14 protein-coding genes are annotated in these 16,727 nt (G+C 57.6%); 6 read left to right on the top strand and 8 right to left on the bottom strand.

Annotation, left to right across the window (positions count from 1 at the left end; translation table 11 throughout):
- The first annotated feature begins 3 nt into the window (after positions 1-3).
- The gene (atzF, locus tag VGK48_18035; protein ID HEY2383080.1) at positions 4-1,731 is read left to right on the top strand and encodes an allophanate hydrolase; all 1,728 of its coding nucleotides are present in this window, start codon (positions 4-6) and stop codon (positions 1,729-1,731) included.
- Between the two features lie 470 nt (positions 1,732-2,201).
- Here atzF and VGK48_18030 read toward each other — a convergent pair whose 3' ends face one another.
- From VGK48_18030 to VGK48_18020, 3 genes are all read right to left on the bottom strand, one after another.
- Entirely contained in the window at positions 2,202-2,774 is a 573-nt protein-coding gene (locus VGK48_18030; protein HEY2383079.1) for a hypothetical protein, read from the bottom strand.
- Positions 2,775-2,886: 112 nt separating this feature from the next.
- A complete protein-coding gene (locus VGK48_18025; protein HEY2383078.1) occupies positions 2,887-5,349 on the bottom strand; it encodes a type I restriction endonuclease in 2,463 nt (820 codons plus the stop codon).
- Positions 5,346-5,771, bottom strand: coding sequence for a DUF4411 family protein (locus tag VGK48_18020; GenBank protein HEY2383077.1), 426 nt, complete (start codon positions 5,769-5,771; stop codon positions 5,346-5,348). The genes VGK48_18025 and VGK48_18020 overlap by 4 nt, the downstream gene beginning before the upstream one ends.
- A gap of 63 nt (positions 5,772-5,834) precedes the next feature.
- Between VGK48_18020 and VGK48_18015 the strand changes: the two genes are divergently transcribed.
- Positions 5,835-6,605 (top strand): DUF1186 domain-containing protein, encoded by a 771-nt coding sequence (locus tag VGK48_18015; protein HEY2383076.1) that lies wholly within the window; start codon positions 5,835-5,837, stop codon positions 6,603-6,605.
- A 180-nt stretch (positions 6,606-6,785) separates the two neighbouring features.
- Here VGK48_18015 and VGK48_18010 read toward each other — a convergent pair whose 3' ends face one another.
- Positions 6,786-7,532, bottom strand: a complete 747-nt coding sequence (locus VGK48_18010; GenBank protein HEY2383075.1) for a glucose 1-dehydrogenase — start codon at positions 7,530-7,532, stop codon at positions 6,786-6,788.
- A gap of 371 nt (positions 7,533-7,903) precedes the next feature.
- On the opposite strand from VGK48_18010, the gene VGK48_18005 reads away from it, so the two are divergent.
- From VGK48_18005 to VGK48_17995, 3 genes are read left to right on the top strand one after another with little or no spacing between them, the layout of a single operon-like run.
- On the top strand, positions 7,904-8,413 hold the full coding sequence (locus VGK48_18005) for a 2Fe-2S iron-sulfur cluster-binding protein (protein HEY2383074.1): 510 nt from the start codon (positions 7,904-7,906) through the stop codon (positions 8,411-8,413).
- Complete coding sequence (locus VGK48_18000; protein HEY2383073.1) at positions 8,410-9,405, top strand: xanthine dehydrogenase family protein subunit M; 996 nt, start codon at positions 8,410-8,412, stop codon at positions 9,403-9,405. The genes VGK48_18005 and VGK48_18000 overlap by 4 nt, the downstream gene beginning before the upstream one ends.
- On the top strand, positions 9,402-11,642 hold the full coding sequence (locus tag VGK48_17995; GenBank protein ID HEY2383072.1) for a xanthine dehydrogenase family protein molybdopterin-binding subunit: 2,241 nt from the start codon (positions 9,402-9,404) through the stop codon (positions 11,640-11,642). The genes VGK48_18000 and VGK48_17995 overlap by 4 nt, the downstream gene beginning before the upstream one ends.
- Positions 11,643-11,921: 279 nt before the next feature.
- Here the strand turns inward: VGK48_17995 and VGK48_17990 are convergent, their stop codons facing one another.
- The 3 genes from VGK48_17990 to VGK48_17980 form a co-directional block, all read right to left on the bottom strand.
- Positions 11,922-12,116, bottom strand: coding sequence for a hypothetical protein (locus VGK48_17990; protein HEY2383071.1), 195 nt, complete (start codon positions 12,114-12,116; stop codon positions 11,922-11,924).
- Between the two features lie 74 nt (positions 12,117-12,190).
- On the bottom strand, positions 12,191-12,793 hold the full coding sequence (locus tag VGK48_17985; GenBank protein ID HEY2383070.1) for an outer membrane beta-barrel protein: 603 nt from the start codon (positions 12,791-12,793) through the stop codon (positions 12,191-12,193).
- Positions 12,794-12,847: 54 nt separating this feature from the next.
- On the bottom strand, positions 12,848-13,093 hold the full coding sequence (locus VGK48_17980; protein HEY2383069.1) for a hypothetical protein: 246 nt from the start codon (positions 13,091-13,093) through the stop codon (positions 12,848-12,850).
- Between the two features lie 441 nt (positions 13,094-13,534).
- Here VGK48_17980 and VGK48_17975 point away from each other — a divergent pair, with 441 nt between their 5' ends.
- Positions 13,535-14,434, top strand: a complete 900-nt coding sequence (locus VGK48_17975) for an alpha/beta hydrolase (protein ID HEY2383068.1) — start codon at positions 13,535-13,537, stop codon at positions 14,432-14,434.
- A 35-nt stretch (positions 14,435-14,469) separates the two neighbouring features.
- On the opposite strand, the gene VGK48_17970 is transcribed toward VGK48_17975, so the two are convergent.
- Positions 14,470-15,999, bottom strand: a complete 1,530-nt coding sequence (locus VGK48_17970) for an MFS transporter (protein ID HEY2383067.1) — start codon at positions 15,997-15,999, stop codon at positions 14,470-14,472.
- Between the last annotated feature and the right edge of the window lie 728 nt (positions 16,000-16,727).

Raw genomic sequence — 16,727 nt, 5'->3', positions numbered from 1 at the left:
CCCATGACGACGATCGAGAACTTGCGCGAAGGCTACCGGTCCGGGAAAACCACGCCTGTTCGTGTCATCGAGGAAGTCTACAGCCGCATCCGCTCCGAGGGTGAACGACCGGTCTGGATATCGCTTGTAAACGAAAAAGATGCCGTCCAGCGCGCGGCGTCCATTGATGTCCGACTGCCGCTCGGCGGGGTTCCGTTCGCCGTTAAAGACAACTTCGATGTGGCCGGAATGGCCACCACTGCCGGCTGCCCGTCATTCGCGTATGAACCGGACCATTCTGCATTTGTCGTCCAGAGGCTGATCGATGCTGGAGCCATACTGATCGGCAAGACCAACATGGACCAGTTTGCCACCGGCCTCGTGGGCGTGCGGTCGCCGTACGGTGCATGCTCGAGCGTCTACGATTCCAGATACATCTCGGGGGGATCGAGTTCCGGCTCCGCGGTCGCCGTCGCTAAAGGCTTGTGCGCTTTCTCTCTGGGCACGGATACGGCGGGGTCCGGCCGCGTTCCGGCCGCATTCAATAACCTGATCGGACTGAAACCGAGCCGTGGATTGCTGAGCGCCAGTGGTGTCGTGCCCGCCTGCCGTTCGCTCGACTGCGTTTCGATATTCGCGCGAACGGCCGCGGATGCGGAAACCATATGGAAAGCCGCCAAGGGCTTCGATGCCGGCGACCCATATTCGCGCGCGTTCCCACCCGGCGCGGCTGCCGCGCCATGGTTGACCGGAGCTTTCCGATTCGGAGTTCCGGAAGAATCGCAGTTGAAGTTCTTCGGTGACAGCGAGACGCCTTTGCTGTTTCGGAAAGCGATCGAGAAACTCGAGAGCATGGGAGGTACCGCTGTCACGATCGACTACTCGGTGTTCCGCGAGGCTGCCGAATTGTTGTACGCCGGGCCATGGGTCGCAGAGCGCTTCGCGGCCGTCGGCGAGTTTTTGCAGATGCATTCCGAGGGCGTAAACGAGATCGTGAAAAACATCATCCTCGGTGGAATGAAGTACTCCGCGGCTGATGCCTACAAGAGCGCCTACCAGCTCGAAGCGCTCAAGCAGCGCGCCGCCGCCCAATGGTCCGAGATGGACATCATGCTGCTTCCGACAGCCGGAACCATCTATCGGTTGGAAGCGGTGCTCGCCGATCCGGTCCGGTCAAATTCCAACCTGGGTTTTTACACGAACTTCGTTAACCTGATGGATCTCGCGGCGATCGCCGTTCCGGCGGGCTTCCGGCGCGATGGGTTGCCCTTCGGGGTATCCTTCATCGGCCCGGCATTTACGGATGGAGCGTTACTGCAACTTTCCGGCCGGTATCTCGGGGAAATCGCGAAAGCGGATACAGCGCCCGGATGCGTTCCTGTCGCTGTGGCGGGCGCCCACCTGACGGGCCAACCTTTGAATTACCAGCTCACCGATCGAGGAGCACGTTTGATTCGAACGTGCCGCACCTCTCCCGAATACCGGCTATACGCTCTGGAAACCACTCCACCGAAACCCGGCCTCGTCCGCGACCCCGAATTTTCGGGCTCCGGCATCGAAGTCGAAGTCTGGGCCATTCCTGAAAACACATTTGGCAGTTTCGTCGCCGCAATTCCCGCGCCGCTGGGAATCGGCAGCATCACGCTTGAAGACGGCAGCGTCCTCAAGGGCTTCATCTGCGAGCAGGCAGGATTGGCCTCTGCGCAGGAAATCACACGCTTCGGCGGCTGGCGAAACTACTTAAAGAACTAGCAGCGCATTAATTGAGCTGCTGGAGATACGCATCCGGCGCAGTGTTCGTCACGATCGCGCCCCGGTATGCCAGCCAGGACGCGCGCGCCACGTTATAGGCGTTGGCCCGTTGTCCGATATACGAGGTCCACGACCCTGTCGTGGTTCTTTTGGTACAGCGCCTCCAGCTCGCGCAAGATCCGATCGGCTCATTGATTTGCCTTCCGTTGATCGATCTCGTTCTTCATATGTTCGGCCGCCTCCTTATTCATCTTTCACCAGGAGCTGGAACCGGTTCACATTTGTGCCGGCGCCGGTGAAGAACCGGTAGATGGCGATACCCGCCGTGCTGAGGACCGACAGGACCCCAACGACCCTTGCTGTATCAAGTGCTTAACCGCATTTGCCATGCTATCCTCCCAAGAGTAAACCTCTCCGTCCGGTCCACCAGGCGAATTTTTTGGCGGAGACCAGATCATCTGATCGGCCTCCTAGACACCAGTCGGATCAATTTCAGTCGAGTGAGTTTCGCGGATTGCATCCCGGACTGCTGCCTTTTCTCGTACAGCATCAAAAATCTCCCTGGCAAGGATGGGAAATGCGGTCCCCTGGAAAGTTTGGTCCGACATGTACCGCGTAACGATCTTGTCGTTCTCGTCCATACGCTCGATCATCAGGCTCTCGATCAGTTTGCGGATACCCAGTTCGAATTTGTCGAGCGGATTGGCCATCGCTGTTTGAATGACCTGTTCGCTTTTGCAAGCCTTCTCTTTGATCTGCTGGAAGAAAAGCCTATCCTCCTCGGTAAACTGGGTGCCGAAGCGCTCATTAAGCACCTGAATGATTTCAGACAGCGGCGCCTTCTGGTCTTTTACCTTACCGGTACCTACCTCGCTTGGACTCTTAATGGGTTGTATCTCGCCCTCCTTGAGGGCGATTGCGCCGGAAAAGACTCGCTCCAACCGGTAGTATTGCAACGCCACGTCGTCGCCGACCTTGAAGATCGTCGTATCGCGATCAAGAGGGAGGTGTGGCAACAGGAATCGCCCGTAGCTGTAAAGCATCTCGAGATCAGGATCTGCATACGGGACGATCTGGCTTAGAAAGGCATACACCCTGACGTAGCCCGCGAGCTTCTCACGAAACTCGCCACGCTTCGCATCCTCGAGTATCGACTTAAAACGGTCTACTCCGGGTTGCAGATGGGCGCTGCATGTGAGCGTGATCTGACGTACCCTGCCGCTCTATAGGCTTGTAGAACACCTGGGCGAACGCCTCAACCTCGCTCCAGTGATAGACCTGCGCCTCGTCGAGTTCATGCTTCAAACTGTCGAGCATGGACGGATCTGTCGTCTCGGCCAATTCGGTTTTATCGTAATACGGTTTGAAGGCCCGAAAGATGTTCTCGGCATCGTTGACGAAGTCGAGCACGAAGGGAGCGTCTTTGCCCGGGATCATGCGATTCAGCCGCGAGAGCGTCTGCACTGCCTGAACGCCATCAAGCCGTTTGTCGACGTACATGGCGCACAGCAGTGGCTGATCGAATCCCGTCTGATACTTGTTGGCGACCAGCAGCAGCTGGTAGTCGGATTCAAAGCGAGCCGGCAATTCCTTCTCACTCACGGACCGGCCCGTCAGGATGTCGGTGTTCATGCCCGGTTCCGTGTAATCGCGCGCTGTTTCCGGATCGCGCACGGTACCGCTGAAGGCAACCAGAACACGGATGCCCGTATAAAGGTTTTCCGTCAGGTAGCGCTCGAACGCGAGCTTGTATCGGACGGCGTGCAGCCGTGACGCGGTCACCACCATGGCCTTTCCGCGCCCGCACAGCCGGTGCTTCACGCTACGCCGGAAGTGCTCGACGATCACCTCCGTCTTCTGTTCGATGTTGTGCGGGTGCAACGTCATGAACTTCGCGAGCGCCAACGCCGCTTTCTTTTTCGGCAGGTTGGGGTCGTCTTCGGCCGCCTTCAATAGGTTGTAATACGTGGTGTATGTCGTGTAATTGGTCAGCACATCGAGGATAAACCCCTCCTCGATCGCCTGCCGCATGCTATAGATGTGGAAGGCTTCGGGCTTTCCTCCGGCTCCCGGTTGCCCGAATAGTTCGAGCGTCTTGCCCTTTGGCGTAGGGGTGAAGGCGAAGAAACTCAGGTTCGATTGCCCGCCGCGCGAGGCCATGATTTGGTTGAGCCTGTCTTCCCAATCGGACTCGCCTTCGGATTCGCCCTCTGAATCATCTGGGACGCCGGCGCCGAGAATCGCTTTTAGCTCACGCGCTGTCTCGCCGGTCTGACTGGAGTGTGCCTCGTCAACGATCACGGCGTAGCGGCGCTTCGCGATCTCGATCTCCCAGACCTTAGCCTGTGCTTTCTCCTCTGCTGTGGCCTTCTCTTGCGTCTCCGCGCCCGCCGCGTGCAGCAGTCCGCGCAACACAAACGGAAACTTCTGCAAGGTCGTGATCACGATTTTTGTGCCGTCGATCAGCGCTGCCGCGAGTTGCTTGCTGTCCTGATCGATGGCTTTGACCACGCCTTGGGCATGTTCGATCTGGTAGATCGCATCTTGTTGATCGAGCACACGGCGATCGGTGATCACAACCACGCAATCAAACACTTTGGAATCATGGCCGTCATGCAGACTCGACAGTCGATGTGAAAGCCAGGAGATGCTGTTGGTTTTGCCGCTTCCGGCCGAATGCTGGATGAGATAGTTCCGGCTCGCCCCCTCGCCACGAGCCACAGCAACAATTTTTCGCACTGCGTCGAGCTGGTGATAGCGGGGAAAGATCATGGTCTCTTTCGTGACAAATCGCTGGCCGCCCTTGCCATCTGCGACCTTTTCCTCTTTCTTCTCCACGAACATGAAGTGCCCAAGGATGTCGAGGAAGCTGTCGCGTTGCAGTACGTCTTCCCAGAAGTAACCGGTACGGTAGCCGGAGGAGTGCTGAGGGTTGCCCGCCCCGCACTGGACCTCTCCCGGGTGGCTGCCGCGATTGAAAGGTAGGAAATGAGTCGTCTCGCCGCGCAGTCGAGTCGCCATATGCACTTCATCCGGATCGGCGGCAAAGTGGACCAGCGCGCGAGTCTTAAAGGCGAACAGTGGCGCCCGAGGATCGCGATCCTTCTGATATTGACGCACGGCGTGGCGCCAGTTCTGACCGGTGCCGGGATTTTTAAGTTCGCAGGTCGCGACGGGCAGGCCGTTGACTGCGAATAGAAGATCCACGGTGTCATGCGTGTCCGGATGACAGAGCACCTGGCGAGTCATCGTGAGCTGATTCTGGCCGTAAAGCGCCAATACTTCATCGTTGAGACCGTGCGCAGGCTTGAAGTACGCGAGCCGGAATGTCTTGCCATAAAACTTGAACCCGTGACGCAGGATGTGCAGCGCGCCTTTGAGGTCGAGTTCTTTGATTAGTGCGCCAATGATCAGGTTTTCCAGCCCCGCCCCATGGAGGGTGCGCATTTCCGACCATAGCTTGGGCTGAGTGGCTTCGAGAAATGAGTACACTCTCGCAGGAAAGAGAGCGCGCCGGACATCCCACTCGGCGTTGGTACCAGATCGCCAGCCGCTTTGTTGGATCAGGACTTCCTCCGCATGCAGTTCGAAGGCCCGTTCGTTGGTCTGACGGCTCATGCGTCCCCCAGTATGAAGCGCGCCCGTTCCCGGCGCAGCATTTCGTACGGTGTCATGAACTTAATGCCGAGCCCGATGCAGGCATCCGGAATCTTGATCTTACGCACCGAGGCGGAAGGCACTTCATGGGTGACAACTGTCTGGCCGCCGCCTAGAGCCTGTGCCACAAGATAGTAATCGGCGACCTGCAAAAACGTGCTCACGGCGGCAGGTTCGTATCGCTGAGTGCTCGCCCACGAACTGACCGTGGCCAGTGCCGGGAACATGGCGGGCTCGGGAGGAATGAAGAAACCAGCTCCGCGCGAGGCGGTCCAATCCGAAAGTTCGTCCGCGAGTGCCTGGACCTTGCCCCGCCAGGAGTTCGAACGGCGAATAAAGACATTGCCGGCGTCCGTTGCGCGCGGCGCTTGACGTTCCGTCATTTTCGATATATTGAGGTTAAGTTTGTATACGTCGATGTGGCCGAAACTGCAGGGTGACTGAACGTGGAGATCAGCGAAATATTGGACCGCATCCATCGGGCGACCGGCAGATTTGAAAGAGAAGCCGTTGAAGCCGCTATGGAGAGGAAAAAGGAAATTGCGCCGGAGTTGCTGGAGATTCTTCGGAAATCGCTGCTGACTCTCGAAAACGCTCCTGAAATGTGGGCTCAAGTCGACCCTTTGGCGGACTATACGGCCCACTTATATTCGATCTATCTCCTTGGACAATTTCGCGAGCCCCGTGCCCACGGACTCTTAACCCGTTTCGGCATGCTGCCGGCCAAATTTCTCGAGCCGCTCAGCGGGGATTTCATTATGTGCGAATTTGCACGCGCCCTCGCGTACACTGCTACAGACACGAAAGCCATTCAGTTGCTTGTAGAAAACCGGGACGCCAGCATGGTCGCTCGCATCGCGGCCCTCGAAAGTATTCCGTATCTCGTAGGATTCGGCCGGCTTGACCGCGCGGCTGCCATCCTGTATTTCCGCGAGTTATTTAACAAAAAGTTGGAACGGAAGCGGTCCGGCTTATGGGAGTTCCTGTTTTGTTTTGCCGGCGAGCTTTGCGCCGCGGAGCTTCTGCCCGAGGCGCGTCGAGCGTTGCACGATGGCTTGCTGTCGTCTGAATCGGATCTCGAAGTGATTGAGAATTCACTCGGCGAGGAGTGGGAAGGTTTTGGCCGGCCGCTCCTCCTGATGCGTTCGAGACCGAAAAGTCTGGACATCACGGCCGGCGATGGGTGGTGGCGCAGGCGCTCCAGGTATGCGGTCTGAATTCTTGCATTTCAGAATCCACGCTCAGGCCCAACGATTCGAAATCGTGAATCGAAGCCTTTGACTGCGCAGCCGTTGCGCTGCCGTCAATACGGCGCAGCAGCGGCGGAACAAGGAGCTGCCGCGGGCAATGACCGGATTACACCTTCATCACAGGGTTGCACGATCTGCGGATACTACTCAGATCTGCGCGATGCCGCCATCGACGCAAAAATCCACGCCTGTCACAAAGGAACTTTCCTCGGACGCCAGAAACAAGACGGCAGCCGCAACTTCTTCCGGCCGGCCGACGCGACCGGCGGGTATTTGCGCGATGATGCTTGAAAACTGTGTGAATTCTTCGTCGCTAAGACCCATCTTGCCGAAAATCGGAGTTTCAATTGGTCCCGGGCTGATCGAATTGACGCGAATCTTGCGGTCTTTGAGGTCGGAGGTCCACGATCGCGCGAAAGAGCGGACCGCAGCCTTCGTGGCGTTGTAGACGCTGAACCCTCCGAAGCCTTTTCGCCCGGCGACTGACGCGTTCAGAATGATCGAGCCGCCATCCTGGAACAACGGCAGCGCCTTCTGAACGGTGAACAGCAGTCCTTTGACGTTGATGTCGAACTGACGGTAGAACTGCTCCTCCGTGATCGTTCCGAGAGGAGACACGGAACCGATCCCTGCATTCGCGAACAAAATATCGATCCGCCCGTGCTTTTCACCCACGATGCTGTAAAGACGATCCAGGTCTTGAAGGCGCGATACATCCCCTTCTACCGCCGTGACGTTCCTTTCGATTGCACCGGCGGCCTCATCCAATTCTTTCTTCCGGCGCCCTGTGATCACTACCTGAGCGCCTTCCTGGACAAAACGCTTTGCCGTAGCCAGCCCGATCCCGCTATTCCCGCCCGTAATAACCGCAACTTTTCCTGAGAGCCTACCCATTGTCTTCCTCCTTATACATGTGCGGTCGAGCGCAACAGGGGTGCCAATCCTAAGTCATTGAAATCGTTAAGAAGGGGCGGGTAGGAAAAGCTTCGGCTCGCGAATCTCTACGCAAAATCGCGAAGAGGCTCGCGAAAACCTGAAACCGATCGCAAACTGAGAGGCCCCGTTAGGTTCACGGATCGGTCCTGAAATGCCACACCATCTGGCGGCGGACCGGCATGCATCGCTAAAATCGGCAGTTCGCCCGGATGTTCCAGCGGCAATGGACGTGCTGACCAGAACAAGCCCCAAGGAGCACTATGAAAAAACGGCATCCAGTGACAGACGGGGATGAGGCCGCGATCATTTCCTCTCCTGCGACAATTCACATGACGCTGCGAGTCAATGGCACTTCGCGCGCGCTTGAAGTGGAGCCCCGCGTCTCCCTGCTTGATGCGTTGCGGGAGTATCTGAACCTGACCGGCACGAAGAAGGGTTGCGATCAGGGAGCTTGCGGCGCGTGCACCGTCCTGTGCAACGGGGAAAGGACCCTTTCCTGTCTCGCGCTGGCGGTTCAGTACGAAGACATGGAGATCACGACAATCGAGGGTATCGCCACGGACGGAAAGTTGAGTCCACTGCAGGCCGCGTTTGTGGATCACGACGGTTTTCAGTGTGGATATTGCACGCCTGGGCAGATCTGTTCGGCAGTGGGCATGATCCACGAGTTTCAAACCGGATTGCCGAGCTCGGTTACCGCAGACGTGTCCACGCAAGCGATAGAGTTCTCCGACGAAGAAATCCAGGAACGGATGAGCGGCAACTTGTGCCGCTGCGGAGCTTACGTCGGCATCCGAGCCGCCATTCGCCAAGTGTTTGCCTCGGAGGTGCCGCGATGAAGAATTTCAGCTACTCCCGCGCCGAAACATCCCAGCAGGCGCTGACTCTCATCTCGACGCGCCCGAACGCAAAATTCCTGGGCGGAGGGACCAACCTGGTCGATCTGATGCGGGAGAACATCGAGCAACCGGACGCGCTGATCGACGTCACGCGATTGCCGTCCACCAGCATTACCGAATCGGCGGATGGCGGCATCTCCATCGGCGCGGAGGTGAAGAACACCGCCGTGGCGAACCATGACCTGATACGCCGGCGCTATCCGGTCTTGTCGCAGGCGATCCTGTTCGGCGCTTCCGGCCAGATCAGGAATATGGCTACTGTCGGCGGCAATATTATGCAGCGCACCCGCTGCTATTACTTCTACGATGAAGCCTCAAACTGCAACAAGCGAAGCCCGGGATCGGGATGCGACGCGATCGACGGGTTTAACCGGATTCACGCCATTCTGGGCACCTCGGAACACTGTATCGCCACGCATCCATCCGATATGTGCGTCGCGCTGGCGGCTCTCGATGCGACGGTCCGAGTCGATGGTCCGGCAGGCCCGCGGAAGATTCCCTTCAGCGGCTTTCATCTCTTGCCGGGAAACACGCCGCAGGTTGAAACGGTTCTCAAGCCGGGTGAGTTGATTACGTCCGTCGAGTTGCCTCCTCTCGCCTTCGCCGCGCAGTCGCGATACCGGAAGGTTCGCGATCGGGCTAGCTTTTCGTTCGCACTGGTCAGCTTGGCCGCAGCGCTTGAAATAGAGAACGGTGAAATCCGCAACGTGCGTTTGGCACTGGGTGGTGTCGCACCGAAACCGTGGCGCGCTTATCGCGCGGAGCAGGTTATGGCCGGCGAGAAAGCAAGCCGGGAAACATTCCAGCGTGCGGCCGAAGCCGAATTTTCCGATGCCCGGGGATACGGTTACAACAACTTCAAGATCGAATTGGCGAAGCGTACGATCGTCAGCGCCCTGAGCGAATTGGCGGAAGCGGGAGGTATGCGATGAGCACGCTTACAGACAGCCGGCACTATGTCGGCCAGCCTCTTCAGCGCGTCGACGGCGAGGCCAAGGTGCGCGGCGAAGCCCGCTTCACGGCCGAATTCAAAGTGGACAACATGGCGTATGCGGCGCTGGTCTACAGCACCATCGCCAAAGGAAGAATCCGCAAGATCGATTCCGGACGAGCCAAAAAGGTGCCGGGTCTCCTGGCCGTCATCACTCATGAAAATATGCCGCGGATGAAGGCGCCGGCGCCCATAGACTTCCACGACCTGTCGAAGGGTTTTGCGATGAGCGATCTTCCGATCATGCAGAACGCGGAAGTGCACTGGGACGGCGAACCGGTGGCCATTGTCGTCGCCGAAACGGCGGAGCGAGCCGAATATGCCGCGTCCCTGGTCGGCGTCGAATATGAAACGAAGACGCCGGATGTTTCCTTCGAAGGCATGAAAGCCAAAGCCGTTGTGCCTCCCGACATCCTGGGCGAGCCGCCCGAAGTCAAAATCGGCGATGCGGACAAGGGTATGCGGGAAGCGGATGTAAGCGTCAGCCATGTTTACCGGTCGCCGCGCTACAACCACAACGCGATCGAGCCGCATGCGACCATCGCCGTTTGGAACAAGGACGGCGGTCTGCTGGTATATGAGTCCACGCAGTCGGTTAACCTGTCGGCTCATACACTGGCCTATATATTCGGCCTCAAAATGAAAGATGTTCGAGTGGTTGGGCCATATGTTGGCGGCGGTTTCGGCGGCAAGGGCCAATGGAGCAACACCGCGATGTGCGTGGCCGCGGCAAAAGTCGTGGAGCGTCCGGTAAAGCTGGTGTTGTCGCGAGCAGGGGTTTTCCGAATGGTCGGCGGACGCACGCTCGCGGAACAGCAGGTCGGGTTGGGTGCCCGGAAGGACGGCAAGCTGACGGCCCTGATCCACACCGGATTGACGGCAACAACACTGAGCGGGCGCTATGCCGAACAATGTACGTTTCCGCCACGGATTCTTTATGCTTCACCCAATTTTTATATCGGCCAGAAAGTCGTTTACCTCGACACCGTCACCAATACGTGGATGCGCGCTCCCGGCGAATCGATCGGCACATTCGCGCTGGAGTCCGCCATGGACGAACTCGCGGACAAACTGAAGATGGACCCGATTGAACTCCGGAGGATCAACGAGCCCGGGAAACATCCCATTAGAGGTGTCGAATTCTCGAACCGGAATCTGACGGAAGCGTACCGCCGCGGCGCAGAGAAGTTCCGGTGGAATGCACGCAACCCCGCGCCGCGCTCGCAACGTGACGGCAAATGGCTGGTGGGGCAGGGTGTCGCCACGGCCTATTATCCCTATCTCCGTTTTCCAGCGAAGGCTCGCGTCCGGATCTCTGCCGATGGATCGGCGATGGTGCAGACGCCCGGAAACGAGATGGGAATGGGGTTGGCGACCACGCAGATTCAGAATGCCGCCGATCGTCTTGGCTTGCCGCTGAATCGGGTCACATTTCAATATGGGGATTCCGGGTTGCCCGATACGCCGATCATTGCGGGTGGCTCTAATCAGACCGCGAGCATAGTCGCGGCGGTGGACGCCGCCGTGGCGCAACTCCATCGCGAACTGCTCGAACTGGCGCAGAAACGTTCGGATTCACCGCTCGCAGGCGCCGCGCACGAACAAGTGGAAGCGCGTGATAGCGGATTGTTCCGGCGCGACGATAAGACACGCGGCGAAACCTACTCGGCCATTCTCCAAAAAGCCGGACAAGCATCGGTGGAAGCCGAGCCATCATCGGCCCCGCCGGCGGAGATGATGAAATATGCGATGGCGTCCTATGGTGCGCAATTCTGCGAAGTCCGGGTCAACGAAGAAACCGGTGAAGTGCGAGTATCGAGGTGGCTGGGCTCGTTCGATTGCGGCCGGGTTCTGAACCCAAAGACCGCCACCAGCCAGTTTCGCGGAGGGATCGTCATGGGAATCGGCATGGCGCTGACGGAGGAGACTCTATTCGACGAGCGTCGCGGCCGCATCATGAATCCGTCGCTTGCCGAATACCATATTCCCGTGAATCGCGACATACCGGACATCGAAATCATCTACAACGATATACCCGATGAAAATGCCCCTCTGGGTGCGCGTGGAATCGGCGAACTCGGCATCACCGGCGTGGCGGCAGCGGTTGCCAACGCAGTCTTCAACGCGACGGGGAAGCGCGTTCGGGACCTGCCTATCACTCTCGACAAGCTTATGTGAGCGCATCGGCAAGATTAATTTGAGCACATTGGCCCTGTTTCGGCACCGGTTTTCGCCAGGCGGCCCAGGGACTCGCGGGTAAATCCGTCAAAGTTTGTTTAGCCGCAGATGACGCGGATTACGCAGATGGGGGCGTAAGAAGACGACTTAGAATGCGCCCCCATCTGCGTAATCCGCGTCATCTGCGGCTAAAACCTGTTTCGCAGAATCACAGACTCGTTGGAACCCTGAACCGCTATGCGGATCGGATGCATCAAAGCATCCGGAATGCCCATCGCCTCAAGCGTGCGCAATAACCGGGTTTTCGGTCGAGAGAAGACCTTCCACCTCGGTCTCGTCATGCATGTGAACGGGAACATTCAACTCGTACACTTCATCCGGCTCGAGCAATGCCTCAAAGGCGGGAACAAGAAGCCGGAGTGTTTGAGTCGCACCGTCAAACTGAACTTTCAAGTGAATGATTGCCTTATCCATTGATCCTCCTTCACGGTGAGAAGCCGCAGACGGCCGTCTTCGTGACGGCCGTCTGTAGTGGGGAGATTGGCGAGTTAGAATCGGAAATAGAATCCGATGGAGGGTTGTGCGAGGTGAGTCACTTTGTCGAGATTCAGAGCGGTGACGTTGAAGTCGGGCGCTTTATAAATCAGTCCACGGTATTCGGCCCGAACACCGAAATTATGCGTGACGTCAAAGTTGACGCCGCCGCCATAGACAAAAGTCCCACGGGACTGCCGGTCGATTCCGTTCCCGAAACTATCGACCGGATCGAAAATCAGCGCGCCGCCGCCAGCCAGGGCGTAGGGCCGGAAGTGAGCGGCATGGATCGGGATGTGAACCACGAACGAGCCGATCACTTCATGGGTATTGGTGCGAACCGAGGATTCGCCGAACGTTCCCACGTAATCTTGAGTGTTGCGGGAATATCCGTAGTTCCCTTCGACGCCGGCCCAGTGGCTGAACTGATATGAATACCCGACAAGCAGTCCGCCTGAATTCGTCGCGCTATGCGTCGTTCCCGAATCTGCCGTTGAATCCCTGGTAAACAAACCCGTCCCTTCAACAGTGATTTGTGAGGGCTGCTCCACCTGCGCCATGGCTGCGGTGGCGAAAAGAACCAGACCTGCTGCGGTTGCTAGAATTGATTTCTTCATTTTCATTTCCTCCTTCTCTGGCATGGGAACGCAACCGGCGCGCCAATCCGTAAGTTACTGATATGTGTCAATTGTGGCGTGAACGCCTTGCCGATTTCGCGAACTGCGTCGCGAAATCGTGAGGGGATTCGCGAAAAACCGAGGGTCGTTCGTGAACGTGGCAACGCGTTCGGAAATTCGATACCGCGCGGCGGCGAGTGCTTTCGCTTCCGTCCAGATCCATATCGCAAAGATCACCAGGCCGGCCGCAAGAAGAATAAGAGCCGCAACTAAAGCGTTAACTTTCAGCAGATACCACATGTTTTACTTCCTTTCGCCACGCGAAATACGGCGCCCGGCATCGGCGATCAAAGCGACGCCTGCGAGGAGGAGCACAGTCAGAAAAACCATGATCGGAATTGCAAGATAAGTCATTTGCCACCTCCTCAACAGAGGGGCTAACGCAAATGGCGTGCCATGGACGGGAGTGCGTCAAGGTGTTGCGGGATTCAACGAAGAGATCAGCCACAAAAGGCATAGCGCGGCTATGCCGCCAACCAACTTTTTTAGCCGCAGATGACGCAGATGGGGCGGCTCCAAAGTTCGTTGTTGCGCCCCATCTGCGTCATCTGCGTCATCTGCGGCTAAAAACCTTGTCAAAAAAACTAACACTTACGACCTTGTTACACAAAAGGTGATCCACTCGCCTGCCTGAATGTTCGGCGATTCTGTGACACAATCATGCACCAGGAGAATCCTCTCGTGGGCAAAGCACAGTTGGAGCAATTGCGTCCGATTCTGGCGCAATACAAATCGAAGATGGTTGGCGATATCCCTCAAATACGGAACGCCTTCGACGAGATGCTGATGCAGGCGCCAATTCCGCCGGGAGTGGCCTTTGAGCAGCAATCGGTAAGCGGGATTCCGGCGTCCTGGTGTATTCCATCTCAAGCCGTCGACGGCCGTGTCCTTCTGTATCTGCATGGTGGTGGCTATGTGATCGGAAGCGCAAAGGCATATCGGCCGATGGGTAGTGAATTCGCCGTGCGCTTAAAAAGTTGCGTGCTGATCCCGGATTACCGGCTTGCGCCGGAGAACCCTTTTCCGGCGGCACTGGAAGATGCGGTGTGCGTCTATCGCTGGCTGATCGATCAGGGCACGAATCCGAAATCGATAGTCGTGGCCGGAGACTCGTGTGGTGGTGGGCTGACAGTCGCCACTTTAGCGGCGGTGCGCGATCTGGGCCTGCCGCTGCCGGCCGGAGCCGCTGTCATTTCACCCTGGGTTGATCTGGATGTCCGCTCGGATTCATTAACCTCGAAAGCCAGGCAAGATCCATTGATTGAAGCCGATGGACTTCGAGAAATGGCAGGGGCATACCTCGGCGCGACACCTCCGCGGACACCGGGAGCCTCTCCTTTATATGCGAACCTGAAGGGCTTGCCTCCTCTGCTGATACAGGTCGGGTCGGCGGAAGTCCTCCTCGATGATGCCACCCGGCTTGCGGCGCGGGCGGGGGCCGCAGGAGTCCGTATACGTCTGGACGTTTGGCCCGATATGTTTCATGTCTGGCACACCAGTGCAGCGTTGCTGGACGAGGCACGGGACGCGCTGGACGATGCCGCGGCTTTCCTCGGTCAGCAGCTCAGCCGGACAACGTAATCACTTTCTTGAATCAGAGCCGTGATGTTTTGTAGTCAACGTTCGGATTTACCGTCGATCATTAAAGCCGCGGCTACCGCGCTCAAGATGGCCAATCCCGACGCAATGATCATGACAAGACGGAAACCAGCCACAAATGAATCATCAATTGATCTCCGGATTTCAGCTGCCAATGTCTTATCGATCCGTTGAGAGATTTCGATGGCCGCGAGTTTCACGCGCTGATTTCCGATTTCTCCCTGGAGTTGCGGCCCCAGATTCATTCCCGCCAAACGGGAGGAGAGATGCTGGTCGAAACTCGCAAGCATAATGATGCCAAATGCTGCGATCGAGAGCACTCCGGCAAGCCGTGAAACCGCATTGTTGATTCCCGACGCGGTGCCGGCGAACTCCTGAGGAACGGAATTCATGACCGTGGTGGTAAGCGGCGCGACGCTTATCGCCATTCCGAGGCCAAGCGTGACGACCGCTGGAAAGAACGTCGTCCAATAATTACCACCGATTGACGGAACGGCGAAAAGGGCAAATCCGAGTGCCACCACGGCCGGGCCGAATACAAGCGGTCGCTTGGGCCCGTAGCGATGGACCAGTCCGCCCGACCACCGCGACAAAAGAAACATCAACAGGATGAACGGCAGCATCGAGGCGCCTGCCGCCGTCGCGGAGTAGCCCTGAACCTGAATCAGATTCAGAGGAAAAAAGAAGAGCAGGCCGTTCAGTGCGCTATACAGAAGCAGAGTCAGCAGATTCGCCCCTCTGAAAGTGTGCGACCGAAACAACGCGAGCGGAAGCAACGGCGCCTTGCTCTTCGCCTGGACGACGACGAACGCGGCCAGCGCCAACACGCTTGCCAAAAGGGCAGTCTTCACCGCCGGGTCCATCCAACCTCGTTGCGACGATTCGATCAGTGCGTATGTGAGGCCGCCGAGTCCGGCAGCCGCAAGGCCGACGCCCACCCAGTCGGGCCTGGGGGCCGCGCGAGGGTTCCGGCTTTCCGGTACATGCAAGAACGTCAGGATCAGAACGACTGCGGCGATCGGAACATTGATGAAAAACACCCACCGCCATGAGCCGTATTCGATCAGGAAGCCGCCGAGAACCGGCCCCACTGCAGCGGCAATCGACGTAAACCCCGACCATGTACCGATAGCCCGGCCTCGATCGCGATCATCGAAGGAGGCACTGATAATCGAGAGACTTCCTGGTATGAGCAGCGCGGCGCCGATCCCTTGCAACGCCCGTAAAACAATCAACTGATGGATATTCGGCGCGAGCCCACACCAGACAGACGAGGCGGCGAACAGGACGACGCCGGCGGCGTATGTGCGCCTGCGGCCGTAAATGTCGCCCAGCGATCCTCCGGCCAAAATCAGCGCAGCCAGGAGAAGAGCGTAAGCCTCCACGACCCATTGCGCATCGACCACTGTCGCGTTTAGATCCGCTTGCAACGCCGGCAGCGCAAGGTTGACGACGCTGCTGTCGATAAACGCCAGACTCGATCCAAGAATCGTCGCCGCCAGAATCCACGGCGCAACTGCGGCGGAACAAGGAGTTGCCGCCGGCAATGATCGGATTACACCTTCATCACAGGGTTGCACGATCTGCGGATAGTATTTTTAGAGCGGGTTGCTGGTCAAGGAGTGTCCGAAACCGAGGCCCCTCAATTCGATGTCGCACGTCGACATGCGACATCCCGGCGCCCTGATCTTAGCCAAGCCGTTATCATGCAGTGACCCTGCGTCACAGCCTTTTGGTCAGATTTCGGCGACATGAGTCAACCGTAGTTAGGAACTTACATATATATAAGGATGGAGGAAACGACCTTCCTGGCAGCTAAGCAGACCAGCGATACTCCACAAATGACTGATAAATAGTGGCTTAGCATCCGCACAGGTCAATAACCGCCTCAACAGCCAGAGAGTTTTAATTTCTCTGCCTTACCTCGCGCGGTAAGCCAGAGAGTTTCAAAGTCTCTGCTTTACCTCGCACGGTAAGCCAGAGAGTTTCAAAGTCTCTGCCTTACCTCGCACGGTAAGCCAGAGAGTTTCAAAGTCTCTGCCTTACCTCGCACGGTAAGCCAGAGAGTTTCAAAGTCTCTGCCTTACCTCGCGCGGTAAGCCAGAGAGTTTTAAAGTCTCTGCTTTACCCCGCACGGTAAGCCAGAGAGTTTTAAAGTCTCTGCCTTACCTCGCGCGGTAAGCCAAAGAGTTTTAAAGTCTCTGCCTTACCTCGCGCGGCAAGCCAGAGAGTTTCAAAGTCTCTGCCTTACCCCGCGCGGTAAGCCAAAGAGTTT

The sequence above is a fragment of the Terriglobia bacterium genome (assembly GCA_036496425.1).
GTDB lineage: Bacteria > Acidobacteriota > Terriglobia > 20CM-2-55-15 > 20CM-2-55-15 > 20CM-2-55-15.
The sequence above is the reverse complement of the archived record's forward strand: the minus strand, read 5'-3'. Positions and strand labels throughout refer to the sequence as shown.

What these genes read in the sequence shown, in the direction of transcription:
- atzF (HEY2383080.1), top strand. Translation starts at nt 4, where the DNA reads ATGACGACGATCGAGAACTTGCGCGAAGGCTACCGGTCCGGGAAAACC.
- VGK48_18030 (HEY2383079.1), bottom strand. Translation starts at nt 2,774, where the DNA reads ATGCTTTACAGCTACGGGCGATTCCTGTTGCCACACCTCCCTCTTGAT.
- VGK48_18025 (HEY2383078.1), bottom strand. Translation starts at nt 5,349, where the DNA reads ATGAGCCGTCAGACCAACGAACGGGCCTTCGAACTGCATGCGGAGGAA.
- VGK48_18020 (HEY2383077.1), bottom strand. Translation starts at nt 5,771, where the DNA reads ATGACGGAACGTCAAGCGCCGCGCGCAACGGACGCCGGCAATGTCTTT.
- VGK48_18010 (HEY2383075.1), bottom strand. Translation starts at nt 7,532, where the DNA reads ATGGGTAGGCTCTCAGGAAAAGTTGCGGTTATTACGGGCGGGAATAGC.
- VGK48_18005 (HEY2383074.1), top strand. Translation starts at nt 7,904, where the DNA reads ATGACGCTGCGAGTCAATGGCACTTCGCGCGCGCTTGAAGTGGAGCCC.
- VGK48_18000 (HEY2383073.1), top strand. Translation starts at nt 8,410, where the DNA reads ATGAAGAATTTCAGCTACTCCCGCGCCGAAACATCCCAGCAGGCGCTG.
- VGK48_17995 (HEY2383072.1), top strand. Translation starts at nt 9,402, where the DNA reads ATGAGCACGCTTACAGACAGCCGGCACTATGTCGGCCAGCCTCTTCAG.
- VGK48_17990 (HEY2383071.1), bottom strand. Translation starts at nt 12,116, where the DNA reads ATGGATAAGGCAATCATTCACTTGAAAGTTCAGTTTGACGGTGCGACT.
- VGK48_17985 (HEY2383070.1), bottom strand. Translation starts at nt 12,793, where the DNA reads ATGAAGAAATCAATTCTAGCAACCGCAGCAGGTCTGGTTCTTTTCGCC.
- VGK48_17980 (HEY2383069.1), bottom strand. Translation starts at nt 13,093, where the DNA reads ATGTGGTATCTGCTGAAAGTTAACGCTTTAGTTGCGGCTCTTATTCTT.